Raw genomic sequence first — 20,937 nt, 5'->3', positions numbered from 1 at the left:
TTCTGTCCTGTCGCAAAAGGTCATGCGGCCCTGTCAGTTTAGATCAAGTTTTCCGGCGAGCGTGGTCCGGGCGCGGGCAAGCCGGCTCATGACCGTGCCGATGGGAATGCCAAGCGCGGCGGCAGCTTCCTTGTAGGAGAGCTCCTCCACGCAGATCATCATGATGATCTCGCGCTGGTCCGCCGGCAGTTCCTGCAGCGCACTCGCCACATTGCCGAGCATCAGATGCGTTTCCGTGTCATGCGCACCATCGGTGAAAATCGCATCGGGCCGGTCGACAATGTCCACGCTTTCGCCGCGCGTCCTGTCGCGCCGCACCCGGTCAATCCAGGTGTTGCGCATGATGCGTATCAGCCACGCGGAAAGGTTCGTGCCCTGGGCATAGCTGCTCCGGCTCGCAAAGGCTTTCTCGCAGGTCTGCTGCACAAGATCGTCGGCCACGTCCAGCGAGCGGCTCAGCACGAAAGCGTAACGTCGCAGATTCGGCAAAAGGTCGACGATTTCATCCGCAAAGGTGGATTTCATGTTCAGGTCCGGGCGCCTTCTCCGTGAATGATGTGGAATAAACGTTGGGCTCGCCCGTTTATTCGCCTGCATTCCAAAAAATGCTAATGAGGCGTCGAATGGAAGGGTTCATGAACGCAAAACACAGCTATCGCTGCTTCGTCCGTCTATTGTTCATCGCGCTTTTGGGATTGCCCATGGCGATCGCCCCCGTGCTGGTGAATGACCCGGCCGGCTATGCATTTGCCGACGATGACGATGATGACGACGACGATGATGATGACGATGATGACAACGGCGGCGGTGGAGGCGGCGGCAGCAGCGGGGGAACGAGCTTCAGCGGAAGCTCCTCCGGCGGTTCATCCGGGTCGTCCCGGCGCTCGGGCTCTTCCGGAAAGACACTCTTCGATGCGTTGAAACAGCGCCTCAATCCCCGCAAGAGCGCACCGCGCCGCAGCAGGCCCGCTGCCCGGCGCGCCGCACCGCCCCCCGCCATCCACGCCGACCGTGAGGTCATCGCGCTGGGACTGAGCCAGGGAGACATAGAGGCGCTCGTCGACGATGGCTTCGCCGTCCTGGAACAGATCGACCTCCTGTCACTCACGGCAACGCTCTACCGGCTGCGCATCCCGGCGGAACAATCGCTCGATGCAGCCCGCGATACCGTACGCGCACTCAGGCCCGATGCACTGCTCGATCTTAATCATCACTATCGCCCGTCTTCACGCGGTGGTGCAGATGGCGCCGGGCTCATCGGTTGCGAAGGTCCGCACTGTCCCGACAGGGCGCTGGTCGGATGGGTCGAGCCCGGCGGGCAGGATCCCGCCTGTGCGAGCCCTGTTCGCGTCGGCATTGTCGACACCGGCATCAACCCAGAGCACACCACCTTCGACGGCGGCGAGATCGAGTTCGTCCAGATGGAAGTGTCGGGCGGCTCCGATTCAGGCCGTCAGCACGGAACGGCGGTCGCGGCGATCCTGATCGGTTCCGGCGAAAGCCGGTCGCCGGGGCTCCTCAATGGCGCGAAACTCGTCGCCGCCGATCCGTTTTACCGCAAGGCGGGCGACGAACGGGCCGACGCCTATCACCTGATCGCCGCCATCGATGCGGTGGTCGACCAGGAGGTCGCAGTGCTCAATCTCAGCCTGGCGGGCGCGGCCAATGAAGTGGTCGAGCGGATCGTCAACGAGGCGGCGCAAAAGGGCGTCGTCGTCGTTGCATCCGCCGGCAACAACGGACCGCGCGCGAAGCCGGTCTATCCCGCAGCGTATGACACGGTCATCGCGGTCACGGCAGTGGACCGCGCAAAGCGCGTTTACCGCCGGGCGGGGCAGGGCGACCACATCGATTTTGCCGCCCCCGGCGTGCAGGTCTGGACCGCCGCTTCGGTTTCCGGCGCACGTCCCAAGACCGGGACCTCCTTCGCAGCCCCCTTCGTCACCGCAGCAGCGGCCATGCTCAAACGTCAGGATCAAAGCCTCGACTACCGGGCGGTGAAGGCAATTCTCGCGGAAACGGCGCTGGATCTCGGAGCTGAAGGGCGCGATCCGGTGTTCGGTCACGGCCTGCTTCAGGCCTCCGGCCTGTGCCCGGCGGCCCTGCCGGGCGAGTAATCTGAAACCATCCTTGCGTTGTGCGACACGCTTCCTATATTGCACGCTGAAGCGAGGACGACCTCCCCCATTCCGGGAACCATTTCGGGACGGCCCGAGTACCAACGGGGAGCAAGATGCGCACTGCCGCAGACCGTATTCGCCACGCCGTCAGTTTCGAGCTGATCGCCCTTCTCATCGTCACGCCAATCGCCTCGTGGCTTTTCGGCAAGCCCATGTTCGAAATGGGCATCGTCGTGGTCGTCAGCGCCACGGTCGCCACGGCGTGGAACTATATTTACAATCTGGGTTTCGACCATGCGCTGCGCCGTTTCACCGGCAGTGTCCGTAAAACGGTGCCAATGCGCGTCGTTCACGCCGTTCTGTTCGAGGGTGGCCTTCTGGTCGTCCTGATGCCGTTCACGGCAGCGCTTCTCGGCGTTCCCATGGTGGAAGCGCTCTTCGTCAACGCCTCTTTCGCGCTTTTCTATCTGGTCTACGCTTTCGTTTTCAACTGGGCGTATGACCTGATCTTTCCCGTGCCCGAAGTGCGTGCCGCTCCTGAGAACAGCCGGGCCTGATCACTTTCAGCCCTTGAGCGGCGGGGCCTTCGTCTCGCCGCTGCCGAGCCGCTTTCCGGGATTGATCGCCTCAAGCCACAGCAGATAGGCCGCATGGTCGTGTCGGCCCATCTTCATGTCATGAACAAGCGCGCGAAACGCGTCGCGCGTCTGTTCCGTGAGCGGCAGTTTCAGCCTGGCCGCTTCGGCCACTTCGAGCGCGTTTTCGAGATCCTTGAGATGCAGTTCAAGCGGGCCGCCGGGTATGAAGTTGCGCTCCAGCATCCGTTCTCCATGCAGTTCCAGAATGCGTGAGGTGGCAAAGCCGCCCATCAGAGCATCGCGCAGTGCAGCCGGATCACATCCGCCTTCCTGCGCCAGAAGAGATGCTTCGGCAATCGCGCCAATGGTGACAGCCACGATTGCCTGATTGGCGAGTTTCGCAACCTGACCGGCCCCGTGCGTGCCCACATGGGTTGCCCGCCCCATGGAGGAGAGCAGTTTCTCCGCATCGGCGAAGTCTTCGGCATCGCCGCCCGCCATGATGGCAAGCGTTGCTTCGATGGCCCCTTTCTCGCCGCCCGATACGGGCGCATCCAGATGTCTGTGCCCGCTTTGGGAGAGCATCTGCGCATGATCGCGGGCGACCGCTGGCTGGATCGACGACATGTCGATGAAAAGCGCACCTTTCGGCGCACGCTCCGCAATGCCGTTCACGCCGAAATAGATCTCGGTGACGATGGGCGAATTGTCGACCATCGTCACGATGGCGTCAGCCTGCGCCACGGCCGTCTGCGGGTCGTCCGCAACCGTTGCGACATCCGCAAGCGGCTCCGCCTTGGCGCGGGTGCGGTTCCAGACGGTCAGGTTGAAGCCCGCCGCGGCAATGTTGCGCGCCATGGGCGCGCCCATGATGCCGGTGCCGATGAGGGTGACATTCCTGATGCTCATGGCGGGCTCCACTTCCTGTAATCAGGCCTGAACGACTGTCTGGCGCTGTTCGCCGAGACCGGCGATGGAAAGCGTCATCACGTCGCCGGGCTTCAGATATTGCGGCGGCTTCATGCCCATGCCCACGCCGGGCGGCGTGCCAGTGGAAATCACGTCGCCGGGCATCAGCGTCATGAACTGCGAGAGGTAGGAAATCACGTGCGGCACGTTGAAGATCAGCGTGTTCGAATTGCCGGTCTGGCGGCGCTCGCCATTCACATCCAGCCACATGTCGAGATTGTGCGGATCGGCCACTTCGTCGCGCGTGACAAGCCAGGGCCCGAGCGGGCCGAACGTGTCGTGGCTCTTGCCCTTGGTCCACTGGCCGGAGCGCTTGGTCTGGAAATTCCGCTCCGAGACGTCGTTCATGATCGCGAAACCGGCGACGTGATCCATCGCATCCGCCTCGCTCACATATTTCGTCTTCTTGCCGATGATCACGGCCAGCTCCACCTCCCAGTCGAGCGCCGTGGAGCCACGCGGCATTTCCACATCGTCATTGGGACCGCACAGCGCGTTGAGCGCCTTGGCGAAGATGATCGGCTCTTCCGGCGGCTCAGCGCCGGTTTCGGCTGCATGGTCGGAATAGTTGAGACCGATGCACACGATCTTCTGCAGGCCGGCCACGCATGGGCCAAGGCGCGGCTCTCCCTCAACCACAGGCAGGGACTGCGGATCGATAGCGCGCAGGCGCTCCAGCCCCTCTGGCGAAATGACGTCGCCGGCAATGTCGGCGACAGTGCCGGAAAGATCGCGCAGCGTACCGTCCGCCGCGAGCATGCCCGGCTTTTCCTGCCCTGCGGGGCCATAACGCAACAGCTTCATGTCATCGTTCCTCTGTATTTATCTCGGATCAGTAGACCGCGCGTCCGCCGGAAATATCGAACACGCCGCCGGTTGTGAAGGAGCACTCTGCCGAAGAAAGCCAGGCGATCATTGCCGCCGCTTCCGCCGGTTCGAGAAAGCGCTCCAATGGAATTTTCGAGAGCATGTAATCGATATGCTCCTGGCTCATCTGGTCGAAGATCGGGGTGCGGGCGGCCGCCGGCGTCAGGCAGTTCACGACAACGCCCGTCTTGGCCAGTTCCTTGCCCAGCGATTTGGTGAGCCCGATCAGCCCGGCCTTGGAGGCCGAATAATGCGAGGCGTTGGGGTTGCCTTCCTTGCCGGCGATGGAAGCAATGTTGACGATGCGGCCATAGCCACGCTCGATCATGCCCGGTATCAGCGCCCGGCAGGTGAGGTAGGGCGCGACAAGATTGACCTCCACCGTGCGCCGCCACACATCGGGCGCAAGCTCCCAGGTCTTGCCGTTGCCGCCCGTGATGCCGGCATTGTTGACGAGAATATCAATTGCGCCGGCCTGCCGTGCAGCTTCGGTCACCGCATTTTCCTCGGTCAGTTCCACCACGCGGCCGGCGGCCTTCTCCCCCAGCTCCGCCACGGCCTTGTCCAGCATGTCGGCATTGATGTCCCAGAGGATCACCTCCGCACCGCTTTCGATAAAGCGCTCCGCCGTCGCCAGTCCAATGCCCTGGGCACCGCCGGTGATGATCGCTCTTTTTCCCTCAAGATCGATGTGGTTCATGAAATGCCCCTCCTCATTTCGTTCCGCTGATTGTCTTCGCACAGACATCGGCAAATCACAATGTATACATTGTTTCTGGACGTCTTAAGTCCCGGTTCTGGCCTCACTGGCCGCAAAGACGGTTTAAAGCTCTGTCGGTGTCGTGCCCCGCTGGCGCAGAAGCGACAGCAATTGCTGGTCGGCGCGGTCGCGGTGCGCCTGATGCAGCCGGGTCGCTTCCTCCGCATTTCCCGCCGCGATGGCGTCGAGAATTGCCCGGTGTTCGCGGTCGGAGACGAGCGGCAGCGGACGCAGCTTCGTGATTGCCCGGCGGGCGTGATACTGCATATCCCAGAGCTGTCTCAGCATGGAGAGCAGGCGCGGGTTGCCACACAGCCCCACCAGTTCCGAGTGGAACTCGTCATCAAGCTCCGACCAGCTTTCAATGTCGCCGCGCTGCGAGGCGCGCTCCATCTGGGTGAGGATGCCATCCAGCCGCTTGTGATCTTCAGCGCTGATGCCGCGCCGTGCGGTCAGCTGCGCCGCCTTCACCTCGAGCGCTGAAAAGACCTGATAGATCTGCTCGATCTCATCCACCGTCAGCGCCTTGACCGTGATCCCGTGGCGGGGCCGCACATCGACGAGCCCTTCTTCCTCTAGCCGGATCAGCGCTTCGCGCACGGGCGTGCGGCTGAGCGAAAGAAGGCTGGCCACTTCCGTTTCCAGAAGCGTGGTGCCCGGCGGTAGCCGGCCTTCGAGAATACGGAATTTCAGCTCGTGATAGGCGCGGTCGCGCGCCGGCATCTTGCCGATCCCCTGCAGGCTGGGGCGCGGGCGCGAAACGGCAACAGCCGTTTCGGCGGCCCTGTTCCCGGATGCCTGCTTTGCGGTCGCCGCCTTCTTGCCTTCGGTCTTGCTCAGAGCTCCCTCCCTCATTGCCTTCCGTGCCGCAAACCTGCCGGTGCGCCTGTCATGGTTGGCAGATGTTCGCTGCCAGATACAAGCGTTTTGGCTGTCCGCAAACAGATCTTCATGAGCCGGTCCTGACCCTAGTGATTGTCGCGTGGCACGGGAGGCATTTTGCCATCCTTGCCGCCCTGCGCGAGACGCTGATAATTTACGGCCGGCTCAAGCACCATTCCGGCATCCAGCTGCGCAACCATGCCGCGCTGGATTTCCTGCCAGGGTGTTTGATGCGCCGGGTAGGCATAGCCTCCGGCTTTCTCAAGCTCCGTGCGACGCCGGTCGAGTTCATCCTCCGGCAAAAGCATGTCCGCGGTGCATTTGTTCAGGTCGATGCGCACGCGGTCGCCTGTTTTCAGGATTGCAAGCCCGCCATTGGCGGCCGCTTCCGGCGATGCGTTCAGGATGGAGGGAGAACCCGAAGTGCCCGACTGGCGGCCATCACCCACACAGGGCAGGGAGGTCACGCCGCGCTTGATCAGGTAATCGGGCGCGCGCATGTTCACCACTTCCGCCGCACCCGGATAGCCGATCGGGCCTGCGCCACGCATGAACAGGACGCTGTTTTCATCGATGTCCATTGCAGGGTCATCAATGCGCGCGTGATAGTCCTCAGGCCCGTCAAACACGATGGCGCGTCCTTCAAACGCCATCGGGTCGTCCGGGTTGGAGAGATAGCGCTCGCGGAATTCATCGGAAATGACCGACAGTTTCATGATTGCGGAACCGAACAGGTTCCCCTTCAAAATGCGGAAGCCCGCATTTTCCCGGAGCGGGTTGTCGAAGGGGCGGATCACCTTTTCATCGGCAATGGCCGCCGTGCCGCAATTCTCGCCAATGGTCTTGCCATTGACCGTCTTGGCATCCTCATGGATCAGCCCTGCGGACATGAGCTGGTTCACCACCGCCGGCACACCGCCCGCATGGTAATAGTCCTCGCCCAGATATTCGCCCGCTGGCTGCAAATTCACCAGGAGCGGCACTGTCTCGCCATGGGTCTGCCAGTCATCGATGGAGAGTTCGACGCCAAGATGGCGAGCGATGGCTGTCAGATGAATAGGCGCATTGGTCGAACCGCCAATTGCGGAATTGACCCGGATCGCGTTCAGAAACGCCTCACGCGTCATCACATCGCTTGGCTTCAGGTCTTCATGCACCATGTCGACGATGCGCAGGCCCGTGCGCCAGGCCACTTCCTGCCGGTCACGATAGGGTGCGGGAATGGCGGCGGAGCCCGGCAGCTGCATGCCCAGCGCTTCCGCCAGCGAGTTCATCGTGGTCGCCGTGCCCATCGTGTTGCAATAGCCGGTCGATGGGGCCGAAGAGGCGACAAGGCGCACAAAGCCCTCATAGTCGATCTCGCCTGCGGCCATCATCTCGCGCGCCTTCCAGACGATTGTGCCCGAGCCCGTGCGCTCGCCCCGGAACCAGCCGTTCAGCATCGGCCCAACCGAAAGCGCGATGGCCGGAATGTTGACCGTCGCCGCCGCCATCAAAAGTGCGGGCGTGGTCTTGTCGCAGCCAATGGTCAGAACAACGCCGTCGAGCGGATAGCCATAAAGCACTTCCACAAGGCTCAGATAGGCGAGATTGCGGTCGAGCGATGCGGTGGGGCGCTTGCCGGTTTCCTGTATCGGGTGCACCGGAAACTCGATGGCAATGCCGCCGGCTTCACGAATGCCCTCGCGCACCCGTTTCGCCAGCTCGATGTGATGACGATTGCAGGGCGAGAGATCGGAGCCGGTCTGCGCGATGCCGATGATCGGCTTGCCCGATTGCAATTCTTCCTGCGACAGGCCGAAATTCAGATAACGCTCAAGATAGAGCGCCGTCATGTCTGGATTGTCGGCATTGTCAAACCAGGCGCGTGAGCGCAGGAAAGGGCGTTTCTGATCGCTGCTCATGACATCTCCGGATGCTCGATTTCAGGCCATCTTACCCACTTCCCCATTAATGTATACGCAAAAAATTATCGACTTCAGTGAACGAGTGATGCTGCTCGACACCGGAAACACACATCTCTCCAACCACAAAAGCTGATTGAATTGAGATATTTAATCTTCCTTTGAAAGTCTTCTCTCAATTCCCAATCTGGAAATGTCAGCTCCATTGACTTTTATGGATACGTTGTCACATTTACGCGAAATTGCGTATGGAGGAGATGCGAATGTTGCTCGGCTGTATTGGGGATGACTTTACCGGCTCCTCCGATCTCGCCAACATGCTGGCCAAGAGCGGCATGAAAACCATCCAGTATTGCGGCGTGCCCGATGGCCCCGCCGACGCGTCCGTGGAGGCGGGCGTGGTCGCGCTCAAATCGCGCACCATCCCCGTGGCGGACGCAGTGCGCCAGTCGCTTGAGGCTGTCGAGTGGCTTCTGGAGCAGGGCGCGCAGCAGATCTATTTCAAATACTGCTCGACATTCGATTCAACACCCGAAGGCAATATCGGCCCCGTCATCGACGCGCTGATGGAGCGCCTTGGCGCGGAGAAAACGGTGGTTTGCCCGGCCTTTCCGGCGACGGGGCGGACGGTCTATCAGGGGCATCTCTTCGTCAATGACCGTCTGCTCAGCGAAAGCGGCATGGAGCACCACCCGCTAACCCCGATGCGCGATGCCGATATCCGTCGCTGGCTCGCCCCGCAGACCACTGGTTCGGTCGGTCATGTCGGCGCGCAGACCGTGCGCCAGGGAGCCGACGCAATTGCAGGCGCGCTGCGCCAGGAGGCCGCCAATGGCCGGACGCGCATCGTTGTCGACACGATTGCCGATGACGATCTGCACCAGATCGGTGCTGCCGTCCGCGACATGAAGCTGGTCACGGGAGGCTCCGGCCTTGGGCTGGGCCTGCCGGCAAACTTCCGCGATGCGGGCCTTCTGGGACAGGGCGGTGAAGGCTGGCAGGGATCTTCCGGCCGTGCCGCCATTCTTTCCGGCTCCTGCTCCGGTCAGACGCGCCGGCAGATCGGCGAATACGCAGCGGCTCATCCCGCCCTGAAGATCGAGCCGGAAGCCGTGCTCTCCGGCGAAATGACACCGCAGGCAGCAGTCGCATGGGTCAGGGAGCAGCCCGCCGGCATTGCGCCTCTGGTCTATTCCTCTGCCGACCCGGACGTGGTGCGTGCCGCGCAGGCCGCATTCGGCCGCGAGGAAGTTGCATCCGCTCTTGAAGGCTTCTTCGCGGCAGCAGCCGTGCAGCTCGTGGCCGATGGTTACGAGCGGCTCGTGGTTGCCGGCGGCGAGACATCGGGAGCCGTTGTTGAGGCGCTTGATCTTCTGGCACTTGATGTGGGGCCGGAGATCGCGCCGGGCGTTCCCGCGCTCAAGGCCGCCGGTCGCCCCGTTTTCGTGGCGCTGAAATCCGGCAATTTCGGTGACGACGTATTTTTCACGAAGGCGCTTGATGTGCTGAAGGGAGAAGCCGCATGAGTGAAGAGAGCAGACTCCGCGAGGAAATGTGCACGCTTGCCGCCTCGCTTCATTCGCGCGGGCTGACCCATGGCGCGACCGGCAATGTTTCCGCCCGCACAAGCGATGGCGGCCTTCTCGTAACGCCCACCGGCTCAACGCTTGGCACGCTCGATCCGGCACGGCTCAGCCGTTTCGATGCATCGGGCCGGCATGTGGATGGCGACAAGCCGACAAAGGAAATGCCGCTGCACGAGGCGTTTTACGAAACGCGCTCCAAGGCAGGCGCCATCGTGCATCTGCACTCCACGCATTCCGTCGCCTGGTCGCTTTTGCCGGATGTCGATCCGGACAATCTGTTTCCGCCGCTCACGGCCTATTCCATCATGCAGCTCGGCAAGGTGAAGCTGCTTCCCTACTTCATCCCCGGCGATGTCGCCATCGGCGAAGCGATCCGCGGACTGGCCGGAAAGCGCTCTGCCGTCATGCTGGCCAATCACGGCCCTGTCGTGGCGGGCAAGGATCTGCGCGCCGCAGGTCAGGCCATTGAGGAGCTGGAGGAAACCGCGCGGCTTGCGCTTCTCACGCGCGGGCTCTCGCCCAGCGTTCTGACATCCGAGCAGATCGCTCAGGTGGTGACGAAATTCGATGTGGAGTGGTCTTGATGGAGGGTTTTTCCGCCAATCTCGGGTTCCTCTGGACAGAGCTTTCCCTGCCGGATGCGGTCCGCAAGGCCCACGCGGCCGGCTTCGGAGCCGTCGAGTGCCACTGGCCCTATGCGGTTCCGGCCGATGAGCTGCGCGCCGCCCTTGAGGAAACGGGGCTCCCGCTTCTCGGGTTGAACACCCGCAAGGGCGACCGCGAAGGAGATTTCGGTCTCGCGGCCCTGCCCGGGCGCGAGGAGGAAGCCCGCGCGGCAATCGACGAGGCGGTGGCCTACGCTGCCGCAGTGGGTGCGCGCGCCGTTCACGTCATGGCGGGCCGGATAGCGGAAGACGAGGCGGCGGAAGCCGCGTTCGCGGCCAATCTCGCCCATGCCTGCAAGGCGGCCGAACCCCATGGAATCACGATCCTGATCGAGCCGATCAACCACCATGACGTGCCGGGCTATTTCCTCTCCCGCGTGGAGCAGGCGGCAGCAATCATCCGACGCGTCGGAACACCAAACCTCAAGATAATGTTCGACTGCTATCACACCCAGATCATGCAGGGAGATCTCGTTCGCCGCTTTGCCGCCCATGGCGATCTCATCGGCCATGTGCAGATCGCGGCAGTGCCGTCGCGTGCGGAGCCGGATGAGGGAGAGATCTGCTTCGAGCGCCTGCTGCCCGCCATGCGCGCTGGCGGTTATGACGGTTTCTTCGGCGCGGAATACAAGCCGCGCGCGGGCACGGATGAGGGGCTTGGCTGGGCCAGGGCGTTTGCCAACACTTGACGGCGCAGCGCGCCGTCAGATGTGATCCTTCACCCGGTCCCAGGTGTTCATCAGGTGCTGCGCCATCACCTGGCCCAGCGCTTCGCCGTCGCGCTTTCTAAGGGCGGCGGCCATCTGCTCGTGTTCGGCAACGGCGGAATCCCAATAGGCGGGTTTGCTGTTGCCAAGGAAGCGGATGCGCTTGAGACGCGCCTGAATGTTCGCCTGCACATCGCGCAGCGATTCATTGCCCGCAAGCTCCGAAACGCGCGAGTGGAATTCCTGATTCAGCTTGTAATAGGGCAGGCGGTCGCCCTCCCGATAGCGCTTCAGCATTTCCTCATGAAGCTTCAGAAGGCCGTCGATCTCCGCATCGCTGGCGCGTTCACAGATCAGCCGTCCCGCCAGCTTTTCCAGATGCGCGAGCAATTCCAGCATCGAAAACACATCCTGCGCGGTGAGCTTGCGCACGATGCTGCCTTTCGACGGACGAATGATGATCAGCCCTTCGGCCGCCAGTGTGCGCAGCGCTTCGCGGAAAGGCGTGCGCGAGACGCCAAGCTGCTCGACGAGCATGGTTTCGTCGATGCGCGTGCCGGGCGCGAGATGGCCCTCAATGATGAGATCACGAATGCGGTTGGCGACCTGGTCATGCAGTGTCTGCTTTTCGATCGCCACGGCTTCCATGGGAAAGGGGCTGCTGAGTTCCAAACGAGCTCTCCTGAATCATCGGGATTTTCGAAACATACAAAAAGATGCGTTGACGTGCGAATTTTTAATTGTATATTTTGTATACAAAATAAGGAATACACAATGCAGCAGTCACGCATCGCCTTTGCGATTGGAGATCCAGCGGGCATTAGTCCGGAGCTTTCGGCACGTATCCTGGCCGATGAGAAAGCCAATCTTGGCGATTTGATCGTGATCGGCGATCAGCGGGTTCTGGCGCTGGGTGCGCGTCAGGCCGGCCTTTCGCTCGATCTTCCAGTGGTGCCGCGCGAGGCGCTAGAAGGCGATCTTCCTGAAGGCACGGTCCTCGTCGACATGGGCAATTGCGACCCCGAAAACGTGCCCATCGGCGAGGCCAGCATGGAAGGTGGTCGCGCCGCGCTCGACAATTTTGCCGCGGCTCTGAAGGTCGGCAAGGCGGGCCTTGCCAAAGCGGTGTTCTTCACCCCCTTCAACAAGCACGCGATGCGGCTGGCAAAGTCCGATTATGTGGATGAAATCGGCTTCATCGACGCCACCATCGAGGCAGAGCGCAGCGGTCGCGAGTTCAACGTTCTGGATGAAGTGTGGAACGCGCGCGTCACGTCGCACATTCCCCTGCGCGACGTTGCCGACAAGCTGTCCGTCGACAGGATCTATGAGAGCCTCAAACTCACCACCGAGGTGATGGAAGGCGCTGGCATCAAGCGTCCGCGCATCGGTGTGGCAGCGCTCAATCCCCATGCGGGGGACGGTCGCAATTTCGGCTGGGAAGACGAGGACATCCTGCTTCCCGCAGTGGAACGCGCGCAGCAGGAGCAGCTGGCCGTAACCGGGCCGATCCCCTCCGACACCGTGTTTGTGCGGGCCATCCGGGGCGAATTCGACGCCGTGATGACCATGTATCACGACCAGGGACAAATCGCGATGAAGCTGCTCGGCTTCGATCGCGGCGTCACACTGATTGCCGGCTATCCTTTCCCGATCGTCACGCCTGCCCATGGCACGGCATACGACATTGCGGGCAAGGGCATCGCCGATACGGGAGCGACCTTCAACGCGCTGGCGCTTGGCCGCCGGCTCGGAGACGAGCTTGGTTCGCAGAACGGCGCCGAAGCTTCTGCCTCGCACGAGCGGCAGGCGGTTTCCGGTTAGGTGAACCTGGCAAGCAGTGCCGGGCGGCCAGGGAGGGCCGCGCGGAGAGAAAATCAAGGGAGGAAAGTCATGAAACTGAAGCACATTGCATTCTGTCTGGCAGCCCTGCTGCCGGCAACGGGCGCCGGCGTCGCGCAGGCTCAGGAAGAAATCATCTTCGGTCTCAGCGCTGCCACCGGTTCTCTGCAGCAGCAGACGGCCAGCGAGTTCGCACGCCGTGTGAACGAAAAGCTTGATGGCAAAGCCGTGGTCAAGGTCTTTGACAGCTCTCAGCTGGGCAAGGACAAGGACATGCTGCAGAAGATCAAGCTCGGGACCATGCACCTGACGCTGCCGTCTTCCACCATGCCCGACATTGCGTCGGAATACGCGATCTTCGATCTGCCCTTCCTTGTGGCGGACCGCGAGCATCTGACGAAGATCGACGAGACCCTTTTCAAGGACGTACTGGTGCCGGCCGCCATGGAGCAGGGCTATCGCCCGCTGGCGATCTGGGAAAACGGCTTCCGCCAGATCACCAACAATGAGCGTCCGATCAACACCCCGGAAGACCTCAAGGGCCTGAAGATCCGCACGCCGAACTCGTCCTGGCGCGTGGCGATGTTCAAGGAATATGGCGCAAACCCCACGCCGATGGGCTTCTCCGAAGTCTTTGTCGCGCTGCAGACCGGTGTGATCGACGGTCAGGAAAACCCGCTGACCAACATTGCCGCGGGCAAGCTCGAAGAAGTGCAGGAATACCTGTCGCTTTCGGGCCACGTCTATTCGCCGGCTTATCCGACGGTCGGCGTCGCCGCTTTCGAGAAGCTTGACCCGGAAGTGCAGACCGTTCTCGCCGAGACGGCACAGGAAGTCGCCATCTGGGCGCGCGAAATGGGCGCTTCCAAGGATGGTGATCTGCTGAAGCAGCTCGAGGAAAACGGCATGAAGGTCAACAAGGCCGACCGCGCCGCTTTCGTCGCGGCCTCGAAGCCACTCTATGACAAATTCGCCGCCGAAGTCGAAAACGGCCAGGCGATGATCGATCAGGCGCTGTCGCTGGCCGACGGTTCCTGACGCCCCAGGGTGGCGTCTCAACATGGGCGCCACCCGCCACTTCCACTCGATTTGCATTCTGCCCGGCTTGGGGTTTCTTGATATGGTTCGGCTCGCCCATTGGCTCGATCTTTTTTTGCAGGCGGTCACGCTGACGCTGCTTTTGGCGCTCTCCTGCGTTGTGGTGCTCGGTGTCGTGTTTCGATACTCGGGAAATTCGCTCATCTGGTATGATGAGGTCGCGGCGGTGCTCCTCGCCTGGATCACCTTTTCCGGGGCAGTTCTGGCCACGCTGCGCAACGCGCATCTGGGCTTCAATGGTCTGCTTCTCGGATCGCCGCCCGCCCTACGGATGCTGCTTTTCTGGCTTGGCGAGACCATCTTCATCGCCGCCTTCGCCGCCATGGCCTGGGCCGGCTGGGCCATTCTGGAAATTTTTGGCAATGAAAGCATGACGACGCTGCGTTTCGTGCCGCGAAGCTTCGTGCAGTCGGTTCTGCCATTGAGCGCCGGACTGATGATCGTCGGTCGCCTTCTCACCCTGCCGGAACGTCTGCGCAGCACGCAGGCCGGCATTGATCCGGAAGCCGTCGAAATTGAACATGAAATTGCCCGCGCGCAGGATGAATTGTCGCGTGTTCAGGCGGAGAACGCACGATGAGTGAAGCCCTTATCCTTCTTTCCATGTTCGCGATGATCGCAATCGGCCTGCCGATTGCCGTGTCGATCCTCGCCAGCGCGCTTGCCGGCCTCTGGCTGCTCAACGGTCATCTGGGCTTTCTGAACGCCGCGCTCTCCATCTTCGATGGCGCGACCAGCTTCCCGCTGATTGCGATCCCGCTCTTCATCCTTGCCGGCGCGCTGATGAACACCGGCGGCATTTCCACGCGCCTCATCGCCTTTGTTTCCGCACTCATCGGCTTCATCCGCGGCGGCCTCGCCATGGTCAATGTGGGTGTGTCGATGTTCTTTGCAGAGATCTCCGGCTCCGCCGTGGCCGATGTTGCCGCCACGGGTTCGGTGCTGATCCCGGCCATGAAGAAGCGCGGCTACAATCCGCGTTTCGCGGCGGCCATCACCTCGTCATCGGCTTCGCTGGCGATCATCATTCCGCCGTCGATCCCGATGATCCTCTATGGCGCCCTGTCCAACACGTCGATCGTGCAGCTGTTCGTGGCCGGCATCGTTCCGGGCGTGCTTGGCGGCTTTCTTCTCATGGCGCTCTCCTATTATTTCGCCGTGCGCTACAACCTGCCGCGCGAGGATGGCTTCAGCCTTCCGCGCCTGTGGCACGCGACAAAGGATGCTGCCTGGGCGCTCGTTCTGCCAATCATCATTCTGGGTGGCATTTTCGGCGGTCTGGTCACGGCAACGGAGGGTGCAGGCCTCGCGGTTGTCACCGCACTCTTCATCGGCGTGTTCATCTACCGGGAGATCGACCTCGGGCGGCTTTATCATTCGCTCGTGGAGGGCGTCGTGCAGACCGCCGTGGTCATGCTTCTGGTCGCAAGCTCTGCCGTTCTCGGCCTCTACCTCACCGAAACGGAGCTGCCGCAGCGCCTGGCGCAGGGCATTCTGTCGATCACGACGAACAAGCTCATCGTCCTGATGATCATCAATGTCTTCCTGCTGTTCCTCGGCATGATCCTGCACGGCGCAGCGGCCATCATCCTGACTGTGCCGATCTTCATGCCGCTCGTGCATCAGCTTGGCATTGATCCGGTGCAGTTCGGCATTCTTCTGACGCTGAACATCGCGCTCGGTCAGCAGACCCCGCCGGTCGCCAGTGTTCTGGTCACCTCCTGCTCCATCGCCAAGACGGATGTGTGGAGCACGACCAAGACCAATCTGCCCTTCATCGCGGTTCTGATGCTGGTGCTGCTGCTCGTCACCTATGTGCCGCCAGTTTCACTGGGGTTGGTCGACGCCTTCTACGACCGCTAGGTGTCCCTCGCGAAATGCAGGCCTTGAAAACGCCCATCGTTTCAATGAGACGGTGGGCGTTTTAGCGTCAGGACCTAGCGTGACGAACGGTTGCCGGGCGTCCGGGCGGGCGCATGGGTCCGCGCCTGTTCCCGCGTCCTCCCTGAAGGCAGGAGGTCGCTCGTATCGACGAATTCTTCGAGCGCAAACGGTTTGCTGAAATAGTACCCCTGCGCCACGTCAATGGCCGTATTCTGCTTAAGATATTCCACTTCTTCCAGCGTCTCGACACCTTCGATCACCAGCTTCATGTCCAGCGCATGGCCAAGCGATTCAATGGTCTTGAGAACGCTCTGGCTGCGCGGGCGGCAGTGAACGTTCTGCACGAAGGAACGGTCTATCTTCAGTTCATCGGCGGTGACTGCGGCAAGTGCGGAAAGCGAGGAATAGCCGACCCCGAAATCGTCGATTGAGAGCTTCACGCCCGCTTCGCGCAGCATGGGCAGCGTGTTTTTGCTCAGCAGCTCACCATTCAGGAATGCTTCTTCCGTGATTTCGAGAATGAAGCGCTCGGGGCGATGATACGATGTCAGAAGGTCGAGCAGGTTGCGGGTAAAAACCGGACTGCTCGCCTGATGCGCCGTGATGTTGAGGCTGATGGAAATGCTCGGTGCAAAGACGGCGTCGATGCGCGGCAGGGAGTCCATCACCTCATGTGCGACATGCTCAGAAACCGCGTCGATGATACCGGCATCCGTGGCCAGATTCACGAAATCGCCGAGCGCCTGCAGTTTTCCATCGTCATCGCGCCAGCGCAGAAGCGTTTCAACGCCAACCACCGTGTTGTCCCTCAGGCTCACCTTGGGCTGATAGACGCAGCAGAGTTTCTGGTCACGCAGCGCCGTGCGCAACCGCTGTTCGATGGACATATCGGTGGTGCCGCGCAGGGCAGACGCTGTCGGCTTGTAGCCGATCCGGCCTTTCGATTCCGACTTCGCCGCGCGCAGCGCCTGATCGGCGGAAACGAGCAGGGTCTCGAAATCCGCACCATCTTCGGCAAACAGGCTGATGCCGATGGAAGCCGAGGAAAATGTCTCGATGCCCTGAATGAGAAAGGGCTCCTTGGCGCGGGCGAGCAGCTGGTTCGCATAATCGGAAATGTCGAGATCTTCGAGATCGGTGACGAAGATGCAGAACATACCGTTTGCGAGATAACCCAGAACATCGCAACTGCGCACGCAGGACGACATGCGTTCAGAGAAGGCGGCGATCAGGAGGTTCGTGAAGGCGGCCCCGTAATAGTCATTGGTACGGCCAAGCCCGTCGAGATCGATCAGGAAAAGCGCTGCCTGCCGGTCGGCATGCGTTTGCAGTTCCGCCCCGACCATGCGGCCAAGCAGGGTCTTGTTCGGCAATCCCGTCAGTTCATCGAAGAAGGCAAGCCGGAATATCTCTTCATCGAGATCGGGCAGGGCTTCGGCATCCAGCCACAGGCTCACATTGAAGCTGCGGTCGCCTGTCTGCGTGGCAAAACGCATTTCCCGCACCGTCGCCTCGTCTCCGGAAAGCCGGTGCAGGCCCGCCTGTCGGTTGGCATAGACTTCCAGCCCATCCGCATCCGTAACGGCCAGCCCGAAGGAGGCGTTTTCCAGAATTTCCTCCAGATCGGAGGGCAGGGCGCGGGCAGGAGGCATCTGCTAGCGGCTCAGATATTCACGGCGCGCCTGCTGCAGGGCCTTGGAAATCTTGTCTTCTGCCTGTTCTGCACGCTGGTAGGCTGCGTTGCCGGACGGCGTTTGAGAACCGATGCTCTCGCTCTGTCCGGCACTCGCCGTCTGCCCCTGCGCCTGGCTCATGATCGAGCCGCGCCAGCGCTCTACGACCGCGTTGACGAATTCGGTTCTGGAGGCCGGGCTCAGATCTTTCGGCAGCGCGGCAGCGGCTTCGCTTCGCGGCAACAATTCCTGCGAAAGACGATTGAAAACGAACTGGACGGGAAGCGGCATGCCTTCGCCGAAACCGACAACTTCACCCGTCCCAAGAGACGGCACGAATTCCAGCAGATTGGCAGTCGCGTCGGAAACGGCGGATTTCAGGAGCGCCTGATCGCGCTCATTGGCCATCCGCATGGCAAAAAGCGTGTTGCACTGGGAGATGATGGTGGGGTCGAGTTCGGCAGGGCGCTGCGTCACCAGACCGAGATAGACGCCATATTTACGGCCTTCCTTTGCAATGCGGGAAAGGGCGTTCTTGCTCGGCGTAAAGCCAACGGTCGGATCGGCGGCGGCAAAGCGGTGCGCTTCCTCGCAGACGAGCAGCAGCGGCATCGCGCCGTCGCTCCACATGCCGAAATCGAAGGCAAGGCGCGAAATCACACAGACCACCGCGTCCACCACCTCGATGGGCAGGCTCGCCAACTGGATGATCGTCGCCTGACGGCCGTTTGCTTCCAGCCGGAAAAGCTCCGTCAGGATGGCCGCCATCGTGTCGCCGCCAACGGTGGCATTGGAGAACATGAAAGCGTAGCGGGGATCGTTCTTCACCGTTTCAATCCGCCCGATCAGACGGTGGTGCGTCATGCGCGAGGAGCGATTTTCCAGCTTGCCCATGCGCTCGTCGATCAGCGCCAGCAGATCCTGCATCAGATAGGGCACGGGCGTGTCGACCGAGAAACTGCTCTGGCGGGGCTCGCTCTTGCGCAGGCTGCTGGCGCGCTCGCCCGTCTGGCGGCGGTTGAGATATTGCGTTTTGGCCAGCGGAATCAATTCCGACAAAATGTCGATTTCTGCCGAAATCGGGGGTTTTCCAGCGTAAAGCACGTCGGAAAATTCCTCAAAATTGAACAGCCAGTAGGGCAATCGCAGATTTTTCGCACCCACCAGGTTCGCCTGATCGGCAAAGACGCCGCCATATTCATTGTGATTGTCGAGGATCAGAACCCGCAGTTCCGGCCAGCTTGCGATGACCTGCCGGAGGATGACCGCAAGCCCGCTCGATTTGCCAACACCGGTCGAGCCGAGCACCGCAAAGTGCTTGGTGACGAGGTTTTCAACGTCCACATAAGCGGGAACGCTGGTGTCGTGATGCAGCCGGCCGATCTCGGCAAAGGAACTCTTGTCACCCCGAAAGATCAGGCGCAGCTGATCGCTGCCGATAATCCGGGCCCGGTCGTGAATCGCTGGATAGGCGCTGACGCCCCGGCGAAACCGGCGCTGGCCGCTGGCGTCGCTTGAAATTTCGCCGACCAGATCGATCCGGGCAATGGCCTTCGGCCCTCCCGTCGTGCTCGCTGCCTGGGTTTTCAGAGACACTTCCGTGACCTGACCCAGAAGCTCCCGCGCGCCGGTCTCGATGGCCATGAATTTGCCGACGGTGGTGCGCAGTTCTTCTGTCGTCGTGGCGATGGGCAATTCTATGTAAGCTTCCGATCCCTTGACCGAACTCACATAGCAGTCATCCGCATTTCTGTTCGATAAGGCGCTTGGGAAGCCGTTGAAACTCTCAGGCATGGTGTCTGGGACCTGCAACTTGTTGAGCGTGTGAACTGAAACTGGTCGCGTCTGAGGCGAATTGGACACGGATTTCTTAAGTAATGCGTTAAGAGCGCCATTGTGCGGTCTCAAAATAAAATCAAAAGGATGGAATAATTTTCTCTCCCCGCACGTCTCTCCCACGACAGCCGCATTTTGAATGCGGCGAGCCAGCTTAACCGCCAGCGCACAGGGAGGAATGAAATGACGCGCACCGCCGAACCGAAACAAACCCGCAATGAGGCGGCATCCGGCGCAGATGCCGGACCTGCGGACGCATCCACCGAGGGCATCGTCAACGCCGGTCGCCGCGGTTTCCTGAAGAACACCGGGCTTGCAACCATGGCCGCGATGGTGGGCGCTTCCATTCCGTTCCATCGCAACATGCCGGCAGGGCTCGTTCCCGCCGCCTTCGCGCAGGATGGCGACGCGCTTGCCGGAAAGGATGGTCTCACGCTTCTCAACGACCGTCCCGTCAATGCCGAAACACCGGCCGAACTTCTCGATGACGCTGTCACCCCCATCAGCCGTCACTTCATCCGCAACAACGGTGTTCCGCCGGAAAACGTCGATGCCGATGCATGGACGCTGACCATTGATGGTTTCGTGGACAATCCGCTTGAACTCTCGATTGCCGATCTGCGTGATCAGTTCGAAGTGGTGACCATGCAGCTAACGCTTGAGTGCGGCGGCAATGGACGCGGCTTCTTCGATCCGCCGGCTTCCGGCAACCAGTGGACCTATGGCGCAGTGGCCTGTTCGGAATGGACCGGCGTGCGCCTGAAGGACGTGTTGGAGAAGGCAGGCGTGCAGTCGAATGTGGTCTACACCGCCCATTACGGCGCCGATGGCCACCTTTCGGGCGATCCGGACAAGCTGCCCATTTCGCGTGGCGTGCCCATCGCAAAGGCTCTGACCGACAATGTGCTGATTGCCTTCGAGATGAATGGCGAGGCGCTGCACCCGATGAATGGCGCACCGCTGCGTCTCGTGGTTGCGGGTTGGCCGGCCTCCACCGCACAGAAATGGCTGACCCGCATCGAGCTGCGTGATCAGGTGCATGACGGCCCCAAGATGACGGGCACATCCTATCGTGTGCCGGCCTATCCGGTGGCTCCCGGTCAGGAAGTGCCCGAAGAGGATTTCGTCATCATCGAGCGCATGCCGGTGAAATCCCTCATCACCTTCCCGGCCAATGGCACGGATATCGGCATGGAAACGGATGTGCGCGGCCATGCCTGGTCCGGCGACCGCTCCATCAGCAAGCTTGATATCTCGATAGATTTCGGCACGACCTGGCAGACGGTCGAGCTGGATGATCCGGTCAATGACGGCGCATGGCAGAACTGGCGCACCAAGGTGACGCTGCCACAGGCCGGCTATTACGAGATCTGGGCGCGCGCGACGGACAGCGAAGGCGACATGCAGCCTTTCGCTATCGCGTGGAACCCGAAGGGCTATCTGAACAACTCGATGCACCGGGTCGGCGTACGCGCAAGCTGATCCGGTTCATGAGTTTTCATTGAGACGGATGATAACGTGAAGCGGCTTAAGCGCCGCTTCACGGTTCTGATTGTCATGGAGAAA

19 protein-coding genes are annotated in these 20,937 nt (G+C 61.4%); 10 read left to right on the top strand and 9 right to left on the bottom strand.

From position 1 onward, the window contains the following. Nucleotides 1-33 precede the first annotated feature (33 nt). On the bottom strand, nt 34-525 hold the full coding sequence (locus AC4PTT_RS19555) for an RNA polymerase sigma factor (protein WP_113156905.1): 492 nt from the start codon (nt 523-525) through the stop codon (nt 34-36). Nucleotides 526-635: 110 nt separating this feature from the next. Here AC4PTT_RS19555 and AC4PTT_RS19550 point away from each other — a divergent pair, with 110 nt between their 5' ends. After that, entirely contained in the window at nt 636-2,117 is a 1,482-nt protein-coding gene (locus AC4PTT_RS19550) for a S8 family serine peptidase (protein WP_492162794.1), read from the top strand. A 116-nt stretch (nt 2,118-2,233) separates the two neighbouring features. Beyond that, entirely contained in the window at nt 2,234-2,677 is a 444-nt protein-coding gene (locus tag AC4PTT_RS19545; RefSeq protein WP_283800729.1) for a PACE efflux transporter, read from the top strand. A gap of 6 nt (nt 2,678-2,683) precedes the next feature. On the opposite strand, the gene AC4PTT_RS19540 is transcribed toward AC4PTT_RS19545, so the two are convergent. The 5 genes from AC4PTT_RS19540 to AC4PTT_RS19520 all read right to left on the bottom strand — a co-directional run bounded on the left by AC4PTT_RS19540 (nt 2,684) and on the right by AC4PTT_RS19520 (nt 8,080). Next, nucleotides 2,684-3,607, bottom strand: coding sequence for an NAD(P)-dependent oxidoreductase (locus AC4PTT_RS19540; protein WP_492162793.1), 924 nt, complete (start codon nt 3,605-3,607; stop codon nt 2,684-2,686). A gap of 21 nt (nt 3,608-3,628) precedes the next feature. Continuing rightward, on the bottom strand, nt 3,629-4,471 hold the full coding sequence (locus AC4PTT_RS19535) for a fumarylacetoacetate hydrolase family protein (protein WP_206548612.1): 843 nt from the start codon (nt 4,469-4,471) through the stop codon (nt 3,629-3,631). Nucleotides 4,472-4,499: 28 nt separating this feature from the next. After that, complete coding sequence (locus tag AC4PTT_RS19530) at nt 4,500-5,234, bottom strand: SDR family NAD(P)-dependent oxidoreductase (protein ID WP_492162792.1); 735 nt, start codon at nt 5,232-5,234, stop codon at nt 4,500-4,502. A gap of 123 nt (nt 5,235-5,357) precedes the next feature. Then, entirely contained in the window at nt 5,358-6,149 is a 792-nt protein-coding gene (locus tag AC4PTT_RS19525) for a GntR family transcriptional regulator (RefSeq protein WP_206553161.1), read from the bottom strand. 113 nt (nt 6,150-6,262) lie between these two features. Beyond that, on the bottom strand, nt 6,263-8,080 hold the full coding sequence (locus AC4PTT_RS19520; protein ID WP_492162791.1) for an IlvD/Edd family dehydratase: 1,818 nt from the start codon (nt 8,078-8,080) through the stop codon (nt 6,263-6,265). Nucleotides 8,081-8,343: 263 nt separating this feature from the next. Here AC4PTT_RS19520 and otnK point away from each other — a divergent pair, with 263 nt between their 5' ends. Genes otnK through AC4PTT_RS19505 form a run of 3 tightly spaced genes read left to right on the top strand, consistent with a single transcriptional unit; the run spans nt 8,344 to nt 11,020 of the window. Continuing rightward, complete coding sequence (gene otnK / locus AC4PTT_RS19515; protein ID WP_492162790.1) at nt 8,344-9,606, top strand: 3-oxo-tetronate kinase; 1,263 nt, start codon at nt 8,344-8,346, stop codon at nt 9,604-9,606. Beyond that, complete coding sequence (otnC, locus tag AC4PTT_RS19510; protein ID WP_492162789.1) at nt 9,603-10,250, top strand: 3-oxo-tetronate 4-phosphate decarboxylase; 648 nt, start codon at nt 9,603-9,605, stop codon at nt 10,248-10,250. Before otnK ends, otnC begins: the two co-directional genes overlap by 4 nt. Next, entirely contained in the window at nt 10,250-11,020 is a 771-nt protein-coding gene (locus AC4PTT_RS19505) for a hydroxypyruvate isomerase family protein (protein WP_492162788.1), read from the top strand. The genes otnC and AC4PTT_RS19505 overlap by 1 nt, the downstream gene beginning before the upstream one ends. Nucleotides 11,021-11,035: 15 nt before the next feature. Here the strand turns inward: AC4PTT_RS19505 and AC4PTT_RS19500 are convergent, their stop codons facing one another. Further along, nucleotides 11,036-11,686: a GntR family transcriptional regulator gene (locus AC4PTT_RS19500; RefSeq protein ID WP_492162926.1), complete on the bottom strand. Its 651-nt coding sequence runs from the start codon at nt 11,684-11,686 to the stop codon at nt 11,036-11,038. Nucleotides 11,687-11,812: 126 nt separating this feature from the next. On the opposite strand from AC4PTT_RS19500, the gene AC4PTT_RS19495 reads away from it, so the two are divergent. The 4 genes from AC4PTT_RS19495 (at nt 11,813) to AC4PTT_RS19480 (ending at nt 15,841) form a co-directional block, all read left to right on the top strand. Continuing rightward, nucleotides 11,813-12,862, top strand: a complete 1,050-nt coding sequence (locus AC4PTT_RS19495; RefSeq protein WP_206544852.1) for a 4-hydroxythreonine-4-phosphate dehydrogenase PdxA — start codon at nt 11,813-11,815, stop codon at nt 12,860-12,862. Nucleotides 12,863-12,931: 69 nt separating this feature from the next. Beyond that, complete coding sequence (locus tag AC4PTT_RS19490) at nt 12,932-13,918, top strand: TRAP transporter substrate-binding protein (protein ID WP_492162787.1); 987 nt, start codon at nt 12,932-12,934, stop codon at nt 13,916-13,918. 82 nt (nt 13,919-14,000) lie between these two features. Continuing rightward, nucleotides 14,001-14,558 (top strand): TRAP transporter small permease, encoded by a 558-nt coding sequence (locus AC4PTT_RS19485; protein WP_492162786.1) that lies wholly within the window; start codon nt 14,001-14,003, stop codon nt 14,556-14,558. Beyond that, nucleotides 14,555-15,841: a TRAP transporter large permease gene (locus AC4PTT_RS19480; RefSeq protein WP_206544850.1), complete on the top strand. Its 1,287-nt coding sequence runs from the start codon at nt 14,555-14,557 to the stop codon at nt 15,839-15,841. Before AC4PTT_RS19485 ends, AC4PTT_RS19480 begins: the two co-directional genes overlap by 4 nt. Before the next feature lie 74 nt (nt 15,842-15,915). On the opposite strand, the gene AC4PTT_RS19475 is transcribed toward AC4PTT_RS19480, so the two are convergent. Continuing rightward, on the bottom strand, nt 15,916-17,514 hold the full coding sequence (locus AC4PTT_RS19475) for a putative bifunctional diguanylate cyclase/phosphodiesterase (RefSeq protein WP_492162785.1): 1,599 nt from the start codon (nt 17,512-17,514) through the stop codon (nt 15,916-15,918). Between the two features lie 3 nt (nt 17,515-17,517). Next, nucleotides 17,518-19,266: an ATP-binding protein gene (locus tag AC4PTT_RS19470; RefSeq protein WP_492162784.1), complete on the bottom strand. Its 1,749-nt coding sequence runs from the start codon at nt 19,264-19,266 to the stop codon at nt 17,518-17,520. Nucleotides 19,267-19,554: 288 nt separating this feature from the next. Between AC4PTT_RS19470 and AC4PTT_RS19465 the strand changes: the two genes are divergently transcribed. Next, on the top strand, nt 19,555-20,853 hold the full coding sequence (locus tag AC4PTT_RS19465; RefSeq protein ID WP_206544847.1) for a sulfite oxidase: 1,299 nt from the start codon (nt 19,555-19,557) through the stop codon (nt 20,851-20,853). Nucleotides 20,854-20,937: the final 84 nt, after the last annotated feature.

Source organism: Nitratireductor sp. WH36-1 (genome assembly GCF_058725515.1).
Note: the sequence above shows the minus strand (reverse complement) of the source record. Positions and strands in the feature narration are given on the sequence as shown.

Bases quoted from the DNA above. Each gene is read 5' to 3' on its own strand.
- AC4PTT_RS19495 (WP_206544852.1), top strand. From the start codon at position 11,813: ATGCAGCAGTCACGCATCGCCTTTGCGATTGGAGATCCAGCGGGCATT.
- AC4PTT_RS19535 (WP_206548612.1), bottom strand. From the start codon at position 4,471: ATGAAGCTGTTGCGTTATGGCCCCGCAGGGCAGGAAAAGCCGGGCATG.
- otnK (WP_492162790.1), top strand. From the start codon at position 8,344: ATGTTGCTCGGCTGTATTGGGGATGACTTTACCGGCTCCTCCGATCTC.
- otnC (WP_492162789.1), top strand. From the start codon at position 9,603: ATGAGTGAAGAGAGCAGACTCCGCGAGGAAATGTGCACGCTTGCCGCC.
- AC4PTT_RS19480 (WP_206544850.1), top strand. From the start codon at position 14,555: ATGAGTGAAGCCCTTATCCTTCTTTCCATGTTCGCGATGATCGCAATC.
- AC4PTT_RS19530 (WP_492162792.1), bottom strand. From the start codon at position 5,234: ATGAACCACATCGATCTTGAGGGAAAAAGAGCGATCATCACCGGCGGT.
- AC4PTT_RS19465 (WP_206544847.1), top strand. From the start codon at position 19,555: ATGACGCGCACCGCCGAACCGAAACAAACCCGCAATGAGGCGGCATCC.
- AC4PTT_RS19475 (WP_492162785.1), bottom strand. From the start codon at position 17,514: ATGCCTCCTGCCCGCGCCCTGCCCTCCGATCTGGAGGAAATTCTGGAA.
- AC4PTT_RS19505 (WP_492162788.1), top strand. From the start codon at position 10,250: ATGGAGGGTTTTTCCGCCAATCTCGGGTTCCTCTGGACAGAGCTTTCC.
- AC4PTT_RS19545 (WP_283800729.1), top strand. From the start codon at position 2,234: ATGCGCACTGCCGCAGACCGTATTCGCCACGCCGTCAGTTTCGAGCTG.
- AC4PTT_RS19520 (WP_492162791.1), bottom strand. From the start codon at position 8,080: ATGAGCAGCGATCAGAAACGCCCTTTCCTGCGCTCACGCGCCTGGTTT.
- AC4PTT_RS19525 (WP_206553161.1), bottom strand. From the start codon at position 6,149: ATGAGGGAGGGAGCTCTGAGCAAGACCGAAGGCAAGAAGGCGGCGACC.
- AC4PTT_RS19500 (WP_492162926.1), bottom strand. From the start codon at position 11,686: ATGGAAGCCGTGGCGATCGAAAAGCAGACACTGCATGACCAGGTCGCC.
- AC4PTT_RS19490 (WP_492162787.1), top strand. From the start codon at position 12,932: ATGAAACTGAAGCACATTGCATTCTGTCTGGCAGCCCTGCTGCCGGCA.
- AC4PTT_RS19485 (WP_492162786.1), top strand. From the start codon at position 14,001: ATGGTTCGGCTCGCCCATTGGCTCGATCTTTTTTTGCAGGCGGTCACG.
- AC4PTT_RS19555 (WP_113156905.1), bottom strand. From the start codon at position 525: ATGAAATCCACCTTTGCGGATGAAATCGTCGACCTTTTGCCGAATCTG.
- AC4PTT_RS19540 (WP_492162793.1), bottom strand. From the start codon at position 3,607: ATGAGCATCAGGAATGTCACCCTCATCGGCACCGGCATCATGGGCGCG.
- AC4PTT_RS19550 (WP_492162794.1), top strand. From the start codon at position 636: ATGAACGCAAAACACAGCTATCGCTGCTTCGTCCGTCTATTGTTCATC.